The sequence below is a fragment of the Rhizobium lusitanum genome, from assembly GCF_014189535.1.
In the GTDB taxonomy this organism is placed as follows: Bacteria; Pseudomonadota; Alphaproteobacteria; order Rhizobiales; family Rhizobiaceae; genus Rhizobium; species Rhizobium lusitanum_C.
The window spans coordinates 266,983-284,480 of sequence record NZ_CP050304.1 but is presented as its reverse complement, the minus strand read 5'-3'; the positions used below and the strand labels follow the sequence as shown (position 1 = coordinate 284,480).

Here is a 17,498-nt window from a genome sequence, read left to right as displayed (position 1 = left end):
GAATTAAGGCATTGAACAACTCATCTAGAGGCTTTCGGGAGCGGCGAGATAAAGCCCAAGGTGATCAGGGGAAGCATATCGTAGGCGCGGTCGGTTGTCGCGTTCGATCATCGCCGCCGAGACAGCCACCAATGTTTCAATCATATTGGCTGAAATGCTTCTGCAAATTCTGCAGGCTTTCGTCCATCGCATATGTTTTCGACAGATAGGGGATGCCGAGATGGCCATACGCGATGGAAAGCTGCTGTGCGGCCGCCTTTGCATCCATGCCGGCAATTTTCTGGCTGTATATAACGGCGACAAGACCGGTTCTGTCCGCGCCTGCCTGACAGTGGATGAGGATGGGCTTCGGGGCCGCGCGCAGGATATCGACCAGCTGATCGGCCCTGTCGGGCGTCATGATTTTCCGCGCTGACATTTTGAAGTCGATATGTTCGACCCCCAGGCGCTGCGCCGTTTTGACCTCCTGATTGTACCAATCATGTTTGACGTTCTCGCCACGCAGATTGACGATCGAGCGAATGCCGTTCTCGCGCACGTAAGTCTCGATCTGCGTCGGCGAAAGTTGAGCGGAGCGATAGAGTTCACCTGGGATGACGGCATGAAAATTGCCATCCCAATGCAGCACCGCGAGATAGATGCCGAATGCCACGGCCGGTGCGGCCAGCATTGCGGTCAGCAGGCCGCCTAGTCTCGCTTTGCGTGATCGCAGCCAATGCCATCTTGTGTTCGCCTTCGCCGTCGGCGTGACAACGGGATCTTCCGTTGGACAGAGAGCAGTGCCGACCGCAGGAGCGATCGCTGCAGATGGCGGACAGTCGATGCTGAGGACGGTCCTGATACGGGCGGTCAGTTCGCCAAGGCCAAACGGCTTAACCAGATAGTCGGCCGCGCCGAGTTGGCGGCTCTTCTGTCTATCGGCGACGTGATTGCCGGCTGAGATAATGATCGCGGATGTCGCGCTTGAACGTGTCCGTAAACGCTCCAGCAGTTCCAGCCCGCATCCGTCAGGCAAGCCAGGGTCGAGAAGGATCAAGGAATAGGAGGTCGTATCCATCGTACGCGTTGCCGCCTGGATATCGCCCACCCAGTCGATGTCCCAGCCTTGGGCGGCGACATGATCGCGCAAGGCATTCCCCAAGATCGCATCATCCTCGACTAATAGTATTCGCACGTCTATCCCCAGCTCGCAGACCTGCGTGATCCATGTCGTTCTTTGCTGACATGCACCTGAATTATATGTTGAATTATATTATACTAAAGTAACTAAAGGCTTATCTTTGTGGCGCGCGCAACTGGGGGCAGGGTTCACGAAGGATGCCGGGCATCAAGACAGCAGCGATCATCCGGGATCAGCAAAGCCCCCTCAGCTTATTGCGGCTCAAGAGACCATGCTGATCAAGGTAGGCTGTCCTACATCTGGGTATGGATGCTTGATACCGTCGCTCTGCCGGTTTTCGAGGTGAAGTAGTGGACCTTGACCTTCTCGCCAGCCCTGAAGCGTTCCACTTCGATCTGCTCCGGCAGTTTCAGCACTTTCCCGCTCATCAGCGTGATCGTGTCGGCTTTCCTGTCGACACTCTTGATCGTACCGGTAAGGCCCTGAGCAAGGGCCCCCGTCGACGATGCGACCGCAACGATGACTGCGGCGATGATGACTGATCTTTTCATCTTCTTGATCCTGTTAGAGTTGATGGTTTCAACAAGGACCTCACCGGTGTCAACGGCAAAGCCGGCACCTCGCGCGCTTAATCTTGATGGGCATGCCGAGGTGACCAGCCCAAGCTAAACGAGCTAATTCTCTGGCAGATTGCCTGGATCATACGGATGCGTAACCCCACGAAACCGGACACGCCGTCATGCAGCCGTCGACTGCAGGCAACGGTCTGCTTTTTCACCGTAATCCTGCGCCGGTTGGATCAGAAATCTTGCTGCGAAGCGACAACATCAGAGCCCGCTGGTATCGGCACGACCTTCGGCATTTGGAACCTTACGAAATCGTATCCTGACGGCAAGGCCGTTGTAGGAGCACTGGGCTAGATCGTTAGCCCACCGGCAAGAACGATATTGCCGGCTGATCGACCGGGCCGCCGGCCTCGATGATTGCCCTGCGACAAAACGAAGGAATCTCCGATGAAAAAGCTTATCGCCGCCACGTTTATCACCGCCATCGCAAGCCTTGGATCCATCGTCCCCCAGGCCCATGCCGCAGCGGCCGCCCCTTGCGAGGATACGCTGAAGACCATGCGTGCCGCCAAGGCAACGGCCAAGCTCAGTGACGCCGACATGGCCAAGGTCAACGACCTCGAAGCCAAGGCCATTGAGCGCTGCAATGCCGATGACGACGTCCGCTCGGACAAGTTTCTGGCCGACGCGATGAAGATCATGGGCAAATAAACCCCAGCGAACGGGAGACATCCTATGACACAAATTCAAACGGACCCGGTTCAATGGAACCGGGTCCCCGAGGTCACCGTCGAGTTCTGGTTGATCAAGCTGATGGCCGTGACCATGGGTGAGACGGCCGCGGACTATCTTGCGGTCAATCTCGGTCTCGGCCTGACCGCCACATCCCTGCTGATGGCCGCGGTGCTGATCGTTGCCCTGGTGCTTCAGTTCGCGCAAAGGCGCTATATCCCACCCTATTATTGGGCAGCCGTTGTTCTGATCAGCATCGTTGGTACGTTGGTGACCGACAATCTCGTCGATAATTTCGGTGTCGCACTCCAGACGACTGCCATCGGTTTCACCATCGCGCTCGCCGTGACTTTCGCGGTCTGGTACGCGGCCGAGAAGACGCTGTCGATCCACTCCATCTTCACGACACCTAGGGAAGCCTTCTATTGGCTGGCCATCCTTTTCACCTTCGCTCTCGGAACGGCGGTGGGCGACCTGGTGGCGGAAGTCTTCGCGCTCGGCTATCTCACCACGGGTCGCCTCTTCGGAGGCATCATTGTCGTGATCGCTGTCGCCTATTATGTCTTCAAGCTGAACGCCATCCTGGCCTTCTGGCTTGCGTATATCCTGACGCGGCCACTCGGTGCCTCCTTCGGTGATCTGCTATCGCAGCCGCCCGAATATGGCGGGCTCGGTTTCGGCACGATCGTTACCAGCCTGCTCTTCCTGTCTACTATCATCTGTCTGGTGATCTACATGATCGCTGCTCAAGAACCTGATGATGAGGAACTCGACGCGCACGGGGAGATCTGACGAGTCGCTCGGTTATACGCTGTTGTCCCCTCGTAGCCCTGACAGCGTAAACGGGCATCCGTCACCCCCGCGAATTTATTCGCCGCGGTTTCAACGTTACTCAAGAGATGGATCAGACGCGTCAGCGCCTGTCTGGGTACCGGAAAAACGACCATGACCCGAAAGCCGGGGCTATCCGTTCCGTTCGAGCCGGGATGCCCCAGCGGGTAAAGCGGCTCGGCAACGGCAAAAAAACGCGGCTTACGAAACCGTAAAGTTCCGGAAAAAAGCCGGCGATGTTCACCCCATAAAAGCACGAGGCCCTGCCGCCGCCTTCATCGCCCGCACCCGAGATGAGGAGGAAGCCGAGCCTGTGTAAGGAAAAATCGAGTGGTTGCGGAAAGTATATCATGAACGCTGACAGCCTTCGTCTGAACAGATCCGCCACCCTCGAAAACATTGCCCTCGAAAACCCTCCTATAGAGATCCAGCTGGATTCAACCGGCCTTCGGCTGAAGATCTATCTCATCAATCTCGACCGCGCCGAGGATCGTCTCGCGTTCATGAGCGAGGAATTGTCCCGCGCGGGGCTGCTGTTCGAGCGGGTATCGGCGATAGCCGGTCGGAATATCGCTTTCCCGATCCCGGAATTTGACGCGCAGGCATATCGTAGATGCCATGGAAGGCAGGCAAATCCATCCGAAGTGGGTTGCTATCTCAGCCATATCGAGTGCGCGAGACGTTTCCTCGCCTCGGGCGAACCACATGCCCTCATTCTTGAAGACGACCTGACCTTTCCGGAGGATTTCGGCGATCTGCTGCGTGCCTCGCTGAACGCGGCGGCGACATGGGACATCCTGCGTCTCTCGACGGTCAACACCGGCCGAAAATATCCCTTTTTGGACATTACGCCGAGGCGGTCGCTTGCCGTCGCGCTGACACGGGAGAAGGGGTCCGGTGCCTACATCATCAACAGGCGTGCAGCCAGATGGATGGTCGAAAAACTGGTGCCGATGAGGCTGCCCTACGATATCGCCTATGACCTTGAGCATTTCGCCGGATTGCGAGCGGTTTTCGTCATCCCGGCCCCGGTAGATCAGATGACCAATTTCCCGACTCAGATCCAGCAAGGGCGCCGGCAATACCGGCTGCCATGGTGGCGTCGCCTCAGTATCTATCCCTACCGTGCCTGGTTTGAGGCATCACGCTTTCTGTTTCGGGCAGGAATGCTGCTGCGCTTCAGGTTGGTGAAATGACATTGCGATATTTACTCTTCTCGCAGTCGCCTGTCGCAATCAGAGGCCATGATGATTGGAGGAGCATCAAACCCTCTTGAATGCCGCCAGCCATGTTCCGCAGCGTCCCAACGCGATGCCGCGACATGAAAGATTTTTTGAAATCATAAGGATGGCCCTTACGGCCAGGCAATGGAGAATGAACATGGACGGCCCGGATCCTCTAAAGCCCGACACGACATCAGGTGGCGGTAAGATCGCATTGGGAGCCGTTGCCTGCATCGCGGCTGCCGGAGCAGCCATATTCTTCGCATTGCCCGCAAACAAAAGCCAATCCGCACCACAGGCTAGCTCGTCCGCTCCTGCATCGGTGCCGGTCGAAACCGCATCCGTTTCGACACAGGATGTTCCGATCGAACGGTCCGGCCTCGGATATGTCACGCCGCTCACGGCGGTGGACGTGAAAGTCAGGGTCGATGGGCAATTGCAGAAGGTGCTTTTCACCGAAGGACAGAATGTCACGGCGGGCGACGTCATTGCCGAAATCGATCCCCGGCCCTATGAGGCAGCCATCGACCAGGCGCAGGCCGCCTATCAGAAGGATATCGCTCAGCTCAATGCCGCCAAGATCGACGAGGCGCGCGCCAAGAAGCTGACGACCACGGGAAGCGGCACGACGCAAACCGCCGATACCGCCACGGCGCAAGTCGCTGTTATGGAGGCGACGGCCGCCGGAGAGCAGGCTGCGATTGAGACCGCCAAGCTGAACCTCAGCTTTGCCTCCGTCACCGCTCCGATCAGCGGCCGCGCAGGTCTGCGTCAGGCGGAGCAGGGCGCGATCGTCCACGCCAATGACGCCACCGGGATTGTTACCATCACGCAGATGCAGCCGATCGCGGTTCTTTTCTCCCTGCCGCAGGACGAGTTGCCCGATCTGGTTTCCGGGCAGGCTCAGAGCGCTCTTTCCGTTGCGGTGGACAGCCGGGACGGCGTCCGCCATCTGGCCGACGGCAAATTGTCCGTCATCGACAGCCAGGTCGATACGAGCACCGGCATGGTCAAGCTCAAGGCTGTCTTTTCCAATGACGACCTGGCGCTCTGGCCCGGAGAGCTGGTGAGCGCCCGTATTATTCTAAGGACCGATCGAGGCTCGACGGTCGTGCCATCCGCCGCCATCCAGAATGGCCAGACAGGTCCCTATGTCTTCATAGTGAAGCCGGACAGCACGGTCGCTACGGTCTCGGTGAACACCGGCCCAGTTGCCGCCGGCGTGACGACTCTTCTATCCGGCCCGAAGCCGGGAGATAACGTGGTGATCTCGGGCCAGTCGAGATTGACGGACGGCACGCTGGTCAAGGCGCGACCTTCTACGCCGCATGTGGCTGCCGCTGGAGATCAGGGCCAATGAGCCTTTCAGAGATCTTCATCCGGCGTAGGATCGGAACCTGCCTGCTTGCGCTCGGGGTTCTGCTTCTTGGCACCGTCGCCTATATGATGCTGCCGGTCGCATCGTTGCCGCAGGTCGATTTCCCGACGATCCAGATCGAGACCACGCTTCCCGGCGCCAGCGCCGTCACCATGGCGACATCGGTCGCAACGCCACTGGAAAATCAGCTTTCGACAATTGCCGGCGTGTCGCAGATGACCTCGGTTAGTTCCTCCGGCCGCACCAACGTCACCATGCAGTTCGACTTGAACCGCAACATAGACAGCGCTGCGCAGGATGTGCAGGCAGCAATCAGCGCGGCCAGCGGCCAGCTTCCAAAGGATCTCCCAAGCGCGCCAGCCTTTCATAAGGCCAATCCGGCGGAGGCGACGGTCCTGACCCTGGCCTTGACCTCGGACAGGCTGCCGCTGACCGAACTCGACCATTATGCCGAAGACATCATCGCGCAGCAGATCTCCCAGATGGACGGTGTCGGGCTGGTGGATTTCCACGGGCCGGAACGTCCGGCGATCCGGGTGCGTCTCGATCCCGACAAGGTAGCCTCGCGCGGCCTTACAATGGAAGATGTCCGCACGGCGATCGGACAGCAAACGTTGAACGCGCCGAAAGGATCGGTCACCGGCGGCGGGCGGACGATGGTGCTCGACGCCACCGATCAGATCGTCGACGTACCGGCCTACAAATCGATGGTCATCGCCTATCGCAACGGCGCGCCGATCCTTGTCCAGGATATCGGCACCGTGCTGACGGCCCCGCTGGACTCGAACCAGGCAGCGTGGTTGCAGATGAACCGGTCCGTGATGATCGACGTTCACAAGATGGCCGGTTCGAATGTGCTGGATACGATCCGGACCATCAAGGATCGGCTTCCCATGCTGCAGGCCTCTCTTCCGGCCGGCATCAAGCTCTCGGTCGTGGGTGATCGTACGCAGATCATCGACGCCTCCATCCGTGACGTCCAGATCACCATGCTCATCACGATTGCGCTGGTCGTGATGGTTATTTTCTGCTTCTTGCGGAACCTGTGGGCCACGCTCATTCCGGCCGTCACTATTCCGCTGTCGCTGGTCGGCACCTTCGCCGTCATGTATCTGATGGGTTATAGTCTGGATAACCTGTCGTTGATGGGGTTGACTATCGCTGTCGGTTTCGTTGTGGACGATGCGATCGTCGTCATCGAAAACATCGTCCGCCACATCGAAGAGGGAAAGCCCAAACTGCGGGCCGCCATCGAGGGCGCCGGCGAAGTCAGCTTCACCATCGTCTCCATGACCGTCTCGCTGATCGCCGTCTTCATTCCCATTCTGCTGATGGGTGGCATCGTCGGGCGCCTTTTCCGCGAATTCGCGGTGACGGTGAGCGTCGCCATCCTGATTTCCGGCGTGGTGTCGCTTACCGTTACGCCGATGCTCTGTGCCTGGCTTATCAAGCATGAGCACGGGCGGCCGCGGGGCCGCCTTTATCGCTGGTCCGAAGCGTTTTTCGATGCCTGCACGCGAGGCTATGGCTATGGCCTCGATATCGTCCTGCGTTACCGCCTGATCACACTGGCCATCACCATCGCGACGCTCGGAGCCACATTGTGGCTCTATGTGGTGGTTCCGAAGGGCTTCCTGCCGCAACAGGATACCGGCTTCATTCAGGGCCAGGCGCAGGCGGCAACGGATATCTCGTTCGACAATATGTCCGAGCGCATGCAGGCACTTGGAAAGATCGTGATGGCCGACCCCGCCGTCGACAATACCGCCTATTGGATCAACCCCAGCCCGTCGGCCAGCGTCGGCCAGGTGCAGATCAATCTCAAGCCGTTCGGCGAGAGAAGCCCGGCGCCTGAGGTGATGGCACGATTGAAGAAGGCGGTCTCCGGTCTCGAAGGCCTGACATTCGGCATGCAGGTCCGCCAGGACATTCAGGTCGGCGGGCGATCCGCCGCCTCTCAGTATCAGTACACGCTGCAGGGGCCAGACCCCGCCGAACTCGACAAATGGGCAGCGGTGATGACGAAGGCGCTGGCGGCCCTGCCGCAGCTCCAGGATGTCATATCGGACAAGCAGAAGGCTGCAAGCAGCCTCACACTGGACATCGATCGCGCGACGGCGGCGCGACTGGGCATCAGCATCGAAGCGATCGACGAAACGCTCTACGACGCCTTCGGGCAGAGGCAGGTGGCAACGCTGTTTACGCAGGTCAGCCAATATCATGTGGTGATGGAGCTCGACCCGCGGTTTGCACTGTCGCCGGAGGCGCTCGGCCATCTCTACGTCAGGTCGGCCACCACACAGAAGCTGGTGCCCCTCAGCCTGCTGGGTTCGCTGAAGACCGGCGTCATGCCCGTCTCGATCAACCATCAGGGCTCGATGCCCGCAACGACGCTGTCGTTCAACCTGAAACCGGGCATTGCCCTCAGCGACGCGGTAACGGCCATCCATGGCGCCGAGCAGACCGCCGGCATGCCGATCACGATCATTGGCTCCTTCCAGGGGACGGCGCAGGCCTTCCAGGATTCGCTGAGCAGCCAGCCGTGGCTCATTCTGGCCGCCGTGATCGCCGTCTACATCGTTCTCGGCGTACTCTATGAGAGCGCGATTCATCCGTTGACGATCATATCGACACTGCCGTCCGCCGGTCTCGGCGCACTTGTGGCGCTGAGACTATGCGGTCAGGATCTTTCGATCATGGGCATGATCGGCATCATTCTATTGATCGGCATCGTCAAGAAGAATGCGATCATGATGATCGACTTCGCGCTGGAGGCGGAACGGAACCAGGGATTGCCGCCGGTGGAAGCCATCCGCCAGGCCTGTCTGCTTCGTTTCCGGCCGATCATGATGACGACCCTTGCAGCGCTTCTCGGCGCCTTGCCGCTGGCGCTTGGGACGGGAGCGGGTGCCGAGCTTCGGGTTCCGCTCGGGATCGCGATCGTCGGTGGATTGATCGTGTCGCAGGTCCTTACCCTCTTCACCACCCCCGTCGTCTATCTGGCGCTCAACAGTCTGTCGCGCCCGCGCACCAATGCCGTCTCGCATGCCTATGAGCTGGTCCGTCGTGCCAACATGGGCCGTGAAGCGGCAAATTCGAGATAGATCGGCCTTTTCCCGATGAGCTACCGAGACTTTACGGATAGGTAAGGTGTCGGCAAGGCTGTGGCGAAGGTTTGATCTTAAAGCCGGAATTGCCTCCGGCCATCGAGCAACGGTGCCAGAGGCCGGCCGGGATATATTGGATATCAAGAGGATCTCTTCGGTTGCATCTCCTATCCTGACTTGCCAGGACTTGCTAAACTGGATGGTGACGGACGGGGTCGCTTCAAAGCGATGCCATTTCACTGCCGGCATGGGGAACGGATTGTCTTATGCGTATACTGCTCATAGAGGACGACATCAAAACGGCGGATTTCATCGCGCGCGGCCTGCGTGAAGCGGGTCATGTATGCGACGTATTGCCGGACGGGCAGGACGGACTTTTCCATGCCATCCGCGAGACCTATGATGTTTATGTCATCGACCGGATGCTGCCGGGTCTCGACGGCCTGTCGATCGTGCGCTCGATGCGCGCCGCCGGCGTCAAGACGCCGACGCTTTTCCTGAGCGCGATCGCTGGCATCGACGACCGTGTGGAGGGTCTGGAAGCAGGAGCCGACGACTACCTCGTCAAGCCGTTCGCATTCTCCGAACTCCTGGCGCGCGTCAACGCGCTTGCCCGCCGCCCGCCCGCGGTCGCCGAGAAGACCGTGCTGCAGGTCGCCGATCTGACGATGGACATGATGAAACGCCGCGTCACCAGGGCAGGGGTGGAGATCGAGCTGCAACCGCGCGAATTTACGCTTCTGGAGGTTCTCGCCCGCAACGAGGGCAGGGTTCTCACCCGCACGATGCTCCTTGAGCGCGTCTGGGATTTCCATTTCGATCCGAAGACCAGCGTGGTCGAAACGCATATCAGCCGGCTGCGCGGAAAAATCGACAGGCCCTTCGACGTTCAGCTCCTTCATACGATCAGAAACACCGGTTATTCGTTGCATGCGCCGCGATAACATTCTGCGCAGTACGTCGTTTCGCCTGGCGCTGATCTTCTCGCTGATGTTCATCAGCGCCTTCATCATCACGGGCATGATCGTCTATCAGCTTGTTCGATGGGAACTCCAGCAGCGCCAGGACCAGACCATTCAGGAGACCTTTGCGGTGATCGCCGCGGCCTATGGCGATCAGGACATCACGGACCTGCTTGATACGGTGCAGACCTATATCAAGGCAGCCGGCGATCGCCAGCGCGTGTTCTCACTCGTCAATCCCTCGGGAAAGGTTCTTGCCGGCAATATCCCTGATCTCAAGTTTCCACAGGGTTGGAGCAACATCGATGGCGAAGAGATGCAACTGCCCGACGACCTGCAATACCGGATTTTCTCAGGCGCCGTTGACGGAAATCGCCTGACTGTCGGTCTCAGTCGACGGGAAACCGAGAACATCGAAGCAATCATGCTGCAAAGCTTTGGCTGGGCCTCCATCATCGTTTTGCTGCTGGCGATTTCCGGCGGCGGATTGATTGCGCTGCGCGTGCAACGGCGTTTCGGCGCCGTGCGAAGCACGATGGAGCATGTGGCGCGAGGAAACCTGAATGCCCGGATTCCGATTGTCGGACGTGGCGATGACGTCGATCTGCTGTCCCACGACATCAACGACGCGCTTGCGCGCCTCGCCGCCACGGTCGAAGGCATGCGGCAGGTCAGCGCCGATATAGCCCACGACCTGAAATCCCCACTCAACCGCCTCAAAATGACCATCGACGAGGCGCTGGCCAAGCAGGAGAGCGGCCAGGCGGTCATCGCTGAGCTCGAGGCCGCAAGCGCCGAGGCGGACCGCATCAACGAAACTTTCGAGGCGCTGTTGCGGATTGCCCAGATCGAGGCCGGGGCCCGCAAATCGAGGTTCGACATCCTCGATCTTGGCAATATCCTGCAATCCCTTGCCGACATATATTCCAGTGTCGCCGAGGATAACGGCCAGCAACTCAAAAGCAGCCTGGACCAGCCCGGCGCGATTATTTTGGGCGACCGCGAACTGCTGACCCAGATGTATGCCAATCTCATCGAGAACGCCATTCGTCACTGCCCCGCAAGAACCGACATCGTGATCCGGAGTGAGGCAGATGCCGAAACGATCACGACATATGTGGAGGACAACGGTCCCGGCATCCCCGAACAGGAGCACGGCAATGTGTTCCGCCGTCTCTACAGACTGGAGAAAAGCCGCACTTCCCCCGGCAGCGGGCTTGGGCTCAGCCTGGTGAAGGCCGTCGCTGACCTTCATGGTGCGCGCATTTTCATGGCGAACGTCGAACCTGGGCTGCAGGTCAAGATCGTATTTGCGAGGGTTGATCGATGAAGGCTGACATGCGCTGCAACGTATTCTCCATAAGCCGACCCATGTGTCTAAACCTGCACTTGGACACGACGGTCTTCTTGCTGGCATTTACCGCCCTGCCGACGACACCCGTCATGGCGCAGCAGGCGGCTAAATCTCCTTCGGACACTTGGGTCGTGACGCTCGGCACTACGGTGGAGTATGGGCCGAGCTACGAAGGCTCGAAGCGCTATACCTTCGGTGCCCTTCCGTCTTTCGACTTTTATCGCCTCGGTGAGTCCCCTGAATACAGCGCTCCGGACGACAATTTCGACTATACGCTCTTCGACCTCGGTAGCCTTGAAATCGGCCCCGTCGTCGGCTTGAGGGACGATCGCCTGGACCTCAACAATCTGCATATACAGAGCCAGCGCAGGGTGCGCTGGAATTTCGATGCCGGCGGCTTCGCACAATATTGGCTGATGGAAAATCAGCTTCGGTTGCGGACGGAAGTACGCCAGTCCCTTTGGGGCGGCGACGGTCTGGTCGCCGATCTGGCGCTTGATTGGTTTCAGCCGGTTGGCGACAAGCTGGTCCTGTCGGCGGGGCCACGCATGTCGCTGGCAGACACCACCTACATGCGCAGCAACTTTGGCATCTCGGCGGGTCAAGCCGCAAGAAACGGTCATGTCAGCGCCTTCGACGCGGCCGGCGGCCTGAAATCGGTCGGCTTCACGGTGGCGGCGACCTATACGATCACGCCTCAATGGAGCGTGCAGGTCTATGAGAAATATAACCGTCTAGTGGGCGACGCCGCCGACAGCCCGATCACCTCGCGGTTCGGCTCACCCGACCAGAATATTATCGGCTTTACCCTCAACAGAACCTTCAACCTCAATTTTTGAGGCGCTGCGCACTTCATGATCGGCGATGTCGTGCAGGCTTAATACGGGAATAGCGATGACGTCGTTGGCGAAATCTGCCGGTGAAAAGTGTGATGCATCGGCGACCCTTCATGGCCTCGGGGCATTCAATTAATGCAGATCGCTTCGTCTGTGCATGAAGCGATCCGCAGGACTGCAATGGCATCAATCCCGACCGCAATCGACGTCTTCGGACATCATCGATATCTCCTGAAAGTAAAATCGTGTCATGCGAATGAAGAGCTGTCGGCATCCCTTCAGCTCACTGAAAGGTTGCTGGTGCAAGTCTTTCTCGCTTCAGGAGGAAGCGTCTGCCTTGTGGTGTTCAAGTGCCGCCGGCAGTTAACGGGAGGAGACATCAATGCGTTCGACAGGCATTCTCTTTTATTCCGCGGCCCTTTCCCTTGCGATGGCGGCGGTCTCGCTCGGGGCGACGGCGGCACAGGCAGCCGACAAGATCTCCATCATGGTCGGCGGCTATGAAAAGCAGATCTATCTGCCGGCCAAGCTTGCTGAATCGCTGGGTTACTTCAAGGACGAGGGTCTCACGGTCGAGCTTCTCAATGAGCCCGCCGGCGTGGACGCGGAAAACGAAATGCTTGCCGGCGCGGTCCAGGGTGTCGTCGGTTTCTATGATCACTGCATCGATCTTCAAGGCAAGGGTAAGTTTGTAGAGTCCGTCGTGCAATTCAGCCAGGCGCCCGGCGAAGTGGAGCTGGTGTCCAGCAAACATCCCGAGATCAAGTCGCCGGCTGATTTCAAGGGTAAGAGCCTTGGCGTCACGGGTCTCGGCTCGTCGACCAATTTCCTGACGCAGTATCTGGCGGTCAAAAACGGCCTGAAGCTAAGCGATTTCACCTCGGTTCCGGTCGGCGCCGGCCAGACTTTCATAGCCGCCTTGCAGCAGGATGCCATTCAGGCTGGGATGACCACTGAGCCGACGATCTCGCATCTGCTGAAGACCGGCGAAGCCAAGGTCCTGATCGATATGCGTACGATGGCCGGCACCAAGGCAGTGCTCGGCGGCACCTATCCGGCAGCCTCTCTCTATATGCAGACGTCGTGGATCAATGATCACAAGGCGGAGACCCAGAAGCTCGCCAACGCCTTCGTCAAGACGCTGCATTTCATCAACACCCATTCCGCCGCCGAAATCGCCGACAAGATGCCAAAGGATTTCTACATCGGCGACAAGGAAGGCTATGTGAAAGCGCTTGAAAACGGCAAGGCGATGTTCACGCCCGATGGCGTCATGCCTGAAGATGGTCCGAAGACCGTTCTTGCCGTTCTTTCAGCGTTTTCGAAGAACGTTCAGGGTAAGTCGATCGACCTGTCGAAGACCTACACGACGGAGTTCGTCAAGGCCGCCAAATAAGCTGGCTGTGCTACGCCGCTTCCGGCAAAGACCGGAGGCGGCCAAAATGCACCTGCGAGGTGCCATTCCATCCCAGTAAGCTTCGGCCCGCGAAAATTCACAATCTCGCGAGAGTATTATCGGGTGCTTAATACAAAATCCGCTGGCGGCAGGGTTCGCTGCCGATTAACACCCTTGATCGCTGCGCCCCAAAAGCACCGCCTTCATCCCTCAGAAGCAATAACAACGCTTGCGCCTTGGCGACGCTCAAGGGTGGCGGTCGCTGTTGCGTCTCAACACTCGGTGCCTCTTGAACGATGATTGCGCAATAATCGACGCTGCCCCGTCACGACAGAAATATGATGCGCAAGCCTCTTGCTTCAAGGCCCCCGCCACCTGGTAAAAGACAGGCCCTACTGAATCTGCGAGGTGGCAAATGCAGGTGTTCGAACATGAAGTGATTATTGCCGGAGGCGGCCCAACGGGGCTGATGATGGCTGGTGAATTGGCTCTTGCGAGCGTCGATGTCGCAATAGTCGAGCGGCGTATAAACCAGGACGTTGAGGGCTCACGGGCAAGCGGACTGCATCCGCGATCGATCGAAGTGCTCGACCAGCGCGGCCTCGCCGACCATTTCATCGCGCAGGGGAAAAAGCACTACGTCGTGCCGTTTGCCGGTGTCGTTCTCGACGCCAGCGACCGCCAGACCCGCCACAACTACACCCTAGCGCTGTGGCAGGAAAGGATTGAGCGCGGCCTTGCCGACTGGATCTCCGAGCTGCCGGTGCATGTCTATCGCGGCTGCGAGATAACGGGCTTCGTGCAGAGAGACGCTGACGTCGAAATCGCGTTGGACGATGGCCGGATACTGCGGTCGAAATACCTTGTCGGATGCGACGGCGGCCGCAGTCTCGTCCGCAAGACAGCCGGTATCGACTTCCCGGGATGGGAGCCTGCCCTCAGCTACCTGATTTTCGAGGCCGACATGGCAGACGAACCGCCTTTGGGCATGCGTCATGGCGAACGGGGCGTCTATGCCATTGGCAGGCTGGACGACGAAAATCGCGTTCGTGGCGTCGTGACAGAGCAGCGTCTCGAACGGGACGATCAACCAACTGACGACCAGCTTCGCGAAGCCCTCGTCGCCGCTTACGGATCGGACTTCGGCGTCCACAATATTACTTGGCTCTCGCGGTTTACCGATGCGGCGCGACAGGCAGCCTCCTACCGTAAAGGACGCATATTGCTGGCCGGAGATGCCGCCCATGTGCATTCCCCGGTCGGCGGGCAGGGGTTGAACATCGGCTTGCAGGATGCCGTCAATCTAGGCTGGAAGTTATCGCAGGTGGTCAAGGGCATCTCGCCGGACGACCTGCTGGACACCTATCATGCGGAGCGGCACCCGGTCGGAGCAGCCTTGCTCAAGCACACGCTGGCGCTCACGGCGCTCAACCGCGGCGACGACCGGACGAATGCCTTGCGCGAATTGATGGCCTCGGTGATGCAAATGGACGAAGCGCGCAAATGGTACTCCGCGATGATGTCCGGTCTCGACATTCGCTACGAGTTTGGCGAGGGGCACCCGTTGCTCGGCCGCCGAATGCCCGATCTGGACATCGTTACCGCGGCCGGGCCGACGCGTGTCTTCATGCTCCTGCATGATGCGCGGCCAGTGCTACTCAATTTCGGAAAACCAGGTTCGCTCGCTATCGAGGGATGGACAAATCGGGTCAAGGTGGTCGATGCGAAATTTGACGGCGTGTTCGAGCTTCCCGTTATCGGCGCGGTCCGGACGCCGACCGCCATACTGATCCGTCCTGATGGGCATGTGGCGTGGGTTGGAGAGGGAGATCCCAAAGGCCTGTTTGATGCATGCAGAGCCTGGTTCGGTGGTTGCAGCGACTAGCGAACGGCAGCATTCGTGATCCCGGCCTCAAGAGCGGTTGCTTGGCTACCGTTGATTTCGCTGGCATTTACCGTGGATCGCGAAACCAACGTGGCCGAGCACCGCATGCACGTCTGCCTCAAACGATTGAAGCGCGGCGATCACCATGCCGAAGATGGCGACGCCCATTGCAGCTCCTGTTTGTTGGGCAAAATTGTGCACAACGGTGGCCACACCAGCCGGATGTTTTTCGACGTTTCCCATGATTGTTGCGGAGTGGCATGTACACCCTTCCACGTAACAGAAGCGATCCCGAGTTGAGTTTTTTGCTTAATCCGACTTATGAAGCCTGAAATCTCGGGGATATCAATGCATTCGGACATGCGTTGAAGCCGCATCAACGAGGCGGCGATTCGATCCCGTTCAAGGCAGCCAACCGCGCATTTAGGGAACGAGCCCCCGGCATGCCCATGCGATATTTGCAAATGACCTTGGGCCATCTGGGTGACCTGCTTCATAAGCGTCACGCACCGCCGCGTCCGTCCGCGTCCGCTCTGAATCCTCCAAGGAGCCGATATAATTTCCCAAGGGGCCCTCGCCGGCAGCAATCGGTGCCCAAAAGTCATCGAAGTCTTGATAGACCATACGAACCATCAATTGTGTTTCGCTCACACTGATGAGACCCTGCTCTGCGAAAGCCTGGCTCATTTCGCCTGGTTGAGTCATCGGTTGAAAGCAGTAACGTGCACGGAGCTGACGGCCGCGGTCGCTGAGTGCCGCCACGGTGTCGATTACCATACGCATGCCTGACATGCCGCCGAAATGATCCCACACGGCCGCCGCCACTACGCCGCCTGGCCTGACGACGCGGCGCATCTCGGCAATGGCCTTGCTTGCCTCCGGCACAAAATGGAGCACCAACAGCGCCAGCGCCCGATCGAACGTCCCTTCCTCGAAGGGCAGGGCGCAGGCGTCTGCCTGGCGGACTACTATGCGCGGGTCGGAATTTCGGCGGGTGGTCTCTTCGACAAAGATGTCGGAATAGTCGATCGCCGTAATCTCGCTGAGGTCCGCAAAACTGGCGAGAGTGAATGTCAGGCTGCCCGTGCCGCAACCAACATCGAGGATTTTTTCGCCGCCGGAAATTCCAGCAAACTCAATGAACCGAGGCGCGAGCTCTTTGCTCCAGCGACCCATTAGCTGCTCATACCCGTCTGCATTGTGTATGTGGAAGCTTGATGCCATCGGACGCCTCTCTGACCGTCGATATTACATCAGTTTACGGTATGCACCAAGGCGGCACGGCTCGCAGATGAAATTGGTCCCCACCTACTCGAAACGGTGAAACCTCCGCATGCACTAACATTAGACCCAGATCATTCCGCGGGGGCATACCACGTGTTCAATGCACACGGGCGCGTAATCGCTGGTGCGGTCCCCGGCCCGAGCGAACCTGTCGACGCCAGCGCTGTCAGCCGGTCACGCCGGGACGGGCTCAGCAAGAAGTAGTCGATACGAAGGCCGGCACCGCGGGCGAAGGCGTTGCGGTGTAAATCAGCACCGAAGGTTGACCTCAGTCGAAAGGCAACAAGTGCGTGACTTTGCGAGCAAATTGGTGACCTGCACAGGGTCAACGTCAGCGCCGATCATAACCCCGGACGGTTCCAATTTTGCATTTCTATTTCAGTGCCTTGCGCGGGAACATTGAGGGGTGAGCCCTCGGTGCTGATCCACATTGTTCGATCCTGGATATCGTGACGCCTCCGTGGTGATACGAAGTTAGGAGCACGTCCGTGATGGTGCTGGTCATGGAGATAGTTTAGCAGGCGCCAACCAGACTCAGTTCAGTAATGGGCAATCTCGTACGGCGGATAGCATCTTCTATCGCCCAGCCAAACTCCCACGCCGAAACAAGATCTGAACGGTGTTCCGGGGTGCGTAACCGCTGCTGCAATACGGGGTTTTCTGCAGGTGTCAGACCAAGGATACGATCGCGCATGCCACATCCCTGAATGTACAATATCTCTTCGATGTCCATATTTCGTTCCACCACGCTGGGATTTATATCGCACGCTCCTGCCACTGCGAGATTCCAAGGCGTTTTGACGACAGCCAGGAGGTTCACAACG

Annotated in this window: 15 protein-coding genes and 1 pseudogene; 10 read left to right on the top strand and 6 right to left on the bottom strand. The window is 58.8% G+C overall.

The genetic code is table 11. The features are described 5' to 3' along the window. Positions 1 to 136 precede the first annotated feature (136 nt). Together HB780_RS33295 and HB780_RS01440 are read right to left on the bottom strand one after the other, a co-directional pair. Positions 137 to 1,174, bottom strand: coding sequence for a response regulator (locus tag HB780_RS33295; protein WP_183686055.1), 1,038 nt, complete (start codon positions 1,172 to 1,174; stop codon positions 137 to 139). A gap of 239 nt (positions 1,175 to 1,413) precedes the next feature. Next, entirely contained in the window at positions 1,414 to 1,671 is a 258-nt protein-coding gene (locus HB780_RS01440) for a DUF1344 domain-containing protein (protein WP_183686053.1), read from the bottom strand. A 462-nt stretch (positions 1,672 to 2,133) separates the two neighbouring features. Between HB780_RS01440 and HB780_RS01435 the strand changes: the two genes are divergently transcribed. The 10 genes from HB780_RS01435 (at position 2,134) to HB780_RS01390 (ending at position 15,390) form a co-directional block, all read left to right on the top strand. Beyond that, a complete protein-coding gene (locus tag HB780_RS01435) occupies positions 2,134 to 2,397 on the top strand; it encodes a hypothetical protein (protein WP_153370449.1) in 264 nt (87 codons plus the stop codon). 24 nt (positions 2,398 to 2,421) lie between these two features. Further along, positions 2,422 to 3,210 carry a COG4705 family protein gene (locus HB780_RS01430; protein WP_183686051.1) on the top strand — a complete coding sequence of 263 codons (789 nt, stop codon included), beginning with the start codon at positions 2,422 to 2,424 and terminating at the stop codon, positions 3,208 to 3,210. 389 nt (positions 3,211 to 3,599) lie between these two features. Then, positions 3,600 to 4,445 carry a glycosyltransferase family 25 protein gene (locus HB780_RS01425; protein ID WP_183686049.1) on the top strand — a complete coding sequence of 282 codons (846 nt, stop codon included), beginning with the start codon at positions 3,600 to 3,602 and terminating at the stop codon, positions 4,443 to 4,445. A gap of 184 nt (positions 4,446 to 4,629) precedes the next feature. Next, a complete protein-coding gene (locus HB780_RS01420; RefSeq protein ID WP_183686047.1) occupies positions 4,630 to 5,832 on the top strand; it encodes an efflux RND transporter periplasmic adaptor subunit in 1,203 nt (400 codons plus the stop codon). Continuing rightward, positions 5,829 to 8,954: an efflux RND transporter permease subunit gene (locus HB780_RS01415; RefSeq protein WP_183686045.1), complete on the top strand. Its 3,126-nt coding sequence runs from the start codon at positions 5,829 to 5,831 to the stop codon at positions 8,952 to 8,954. The genes HB780_RS01420 and HB780_RS01415 overlap by 4 nt, the downstream gene beginning before the upstream one ends. Before the next feature lie 269 nt (positions 8,955 to 9,223). After that, positions 9,224 to 9,901 (top strand): winged helix-turn-helix domain-containing protein, encoded by a 678-nt coding sequence (locus HB780_RS01410; protein ID WP_183686043.1) that lies wholly within the window; start codon positions 9,224 to 9,226, stop codon positions 9,899 to 9,901. Next, complete coding sequence (locus HB780_RS01405) at positions 9,888 to 11,249, top strand: sensor histidine kinase (protein WP_183686041.1); 1,362 nt, start codon at positions 9,888 to 9,890, stop codon at positions 11,247 to 11,249. The genes HB780_RS01410 and HB780_RS01405 overlap by 14 nt, the downstream gene beginning before the upstream one ends. 113 nt (positions 11,250 to 11,362) lie before the next feature. Beyond that, positions 11,363 to 12,112 carry a MipA/OmpV family protein gene (locus tag HB780_RS01400; RefSeq protein ID WP_183686431.1) on the top strand — a complete coding sequence of 250 codons (750 nt, stop codon included), beginning with the start codon at positions 11,363 to 11,365 and terminating at the stop codon, positions 12,110 to 12,112. A gap of 379 nt (positions 12,113 to 12,491) precedes the next feature. After that, positions 12,492 to 13,505 (top strand): ABC transporter substrate-binding protein, encoded by a 1,014-nt coding sequence (locus tag HB780_RS01395; protein WP_183686039.1) that lies wholly within the window; start codon positions 12,492 to 12,494, stop codon positions 13,503 to 13,505. 415 nt (positions 13,506 to 13,920) lie between these two features. Continuing rightward, positions 13,921 to 15,390, top strand: coding sequence for an FAD-dependent monooxygenase (locus tag HB780_RS01390; protein WP_183686037.1), 1,470 nt, complete (start codon positions 13,921 to 13,923; stop codon positions 15,388 to 15,390). Between the two features lie 45 nt (positions 15,391 to 15,435). On the opposite strand, the gene HB780_RS01385 is transcribed toward HB780_RS01390, so the two are convergent. From HB780_RS01385 to HB780_RS01375, 4 genes and pseudogenes are all read right to left on the bottom strand, one after another. After that, a complete protein-coding gene (locus tag HB780_RS01385) occupies positions 15,436 to 15,633 on the bottom strand; it encodes a hypothetical protein (protein ID WP_183686036.1) in 198 nt (65 codons plus the stop codon). Positions 15,634 to 15,813: 180 nt separating this feature from the next. Beyond that, positions 15,814 to 16,614, bottom strand: a complete 801-nt coding sequence (locus HB780_RS01380; RefSeq protein WP_183686034.1) for a class I SAM-dependent methyltransferase — start codon at positions 16,612 to 16,614, stop codon at positions 15,814 to 15,816. A gap of 120 nt (positions 16,615 to 16,734) precedes the next feature. After that, positions 16,735 to 16,925: pseudogene (locus tag HB780_RS32745) on the bottom strand (hypothetical protein); the annotation flags it as partial. Positions 16,926 to 17,188: 263 nt separating this feature from the next. After that, complete coding sequence (locus HB780_RS01375) at positions 17,189 to 17,407, bottom strand: hypothetical protein (protein ID WP_183686032.1); 219 nt, start codon at positions 17,405 to 17,407, stop codon at positions 17,189 to 17,191. Positions 17,408 to 17,498 lie beyond the last annotated feature (91 nt).

Coding starts and splice junctions, on each gene's coding strand:
- HB780_RS01390 (WP_183686037.1), top strand. CDS start 13,921: ATGCAGGTGTTCGAACATGAAGTGATTATTGCCGGAGGCGGCCCAACG.
- HB780_RS01440 (WP_183686053.1), bottom strand. CDS start 1,671: ATGAAAAGATCAGTCATCATCGCCGCAGTCATCGTTGCGGTCGCATCG.
- HB780_RS01425 (WP_183686049.1), top strand. CDS start 3,600: ATGAACGCTGACAGCCTTCGTCTGAACAGATCCGCCACCCTCGAAAAC.
- HB780_RS01405 (WP_183686041.1), top strand. CDS start 9,888: ATGCGCCGCGATAACATTCTGCGCAGTACGTCGTTTCGCCTGGCGCTG.
- HB780_RS01385 (WP_183686036.1), bottom strand. CDS start 15,633: ATGGGAAACGTCGAAAAACATCCGGCTGGTGTGGCCACCGTTGTGCAC.
- HB780_RS01430 (WP_183686051.1), top strand. CDS start 2,422: ATGACACAAATTCAAACGGACCCGGTTCAATGGAACCGGGTCCCCGAG.
- HB780_RS01415 (WP_183686045.1), top strand. CDS start 5,829: ATGAGCCTTTCAGAGATCTTCATCCGGCGTAGGATCGGAACCTGCCTG.
- HB780_RS01380 (WP_183686034.1), bottom strand. CDS start 16,614: ATGGCATCAAGCTTCCACATACACAATGCAGACGGGTATGAGCAGCTA.
- HB780_RS01395 (WP_183686039.1), top strand. CDS start 12,492: ATGCGTTCGACAGGCATTCTCTTTTATTCCGCGGCCCTTTCCCTTGCG.
- HB780_RS01400 (WP_183686431.1), top strand. CDS start 11,363: ATGGCGCAGCAGGCGGCTAAATCTCCTTCGGACACTTGGGTCGTGACG.
- HB780_RS01435 (WP_153370449.1), top strand. CDS start 2,134: ATGAAAAAGCTTATCGCCGCCACGTTTATCACCGCCATCGCAAGCCTT.
- HB780_RS01375 (WP_183686032.1), bottom strand. CDS start 17,407: ATGGACATCGAAGAGATATTGTACATTCAGGGATGTGGCATGCGCGAT.
- HB780_RS01420 (WP_183686047.1), top strand. CDS start 4,630: ATGGACGGCCCGGATCCTCTAAAGCCCGACACGACATCAGGTGGCGGT.
- HB780_RS01410 (WP_183686043.1), top strand. CDS start 9,224: ATGCGTATACTGCTCATAGAGGACGACATCAAAACGGCGGATTTCATC.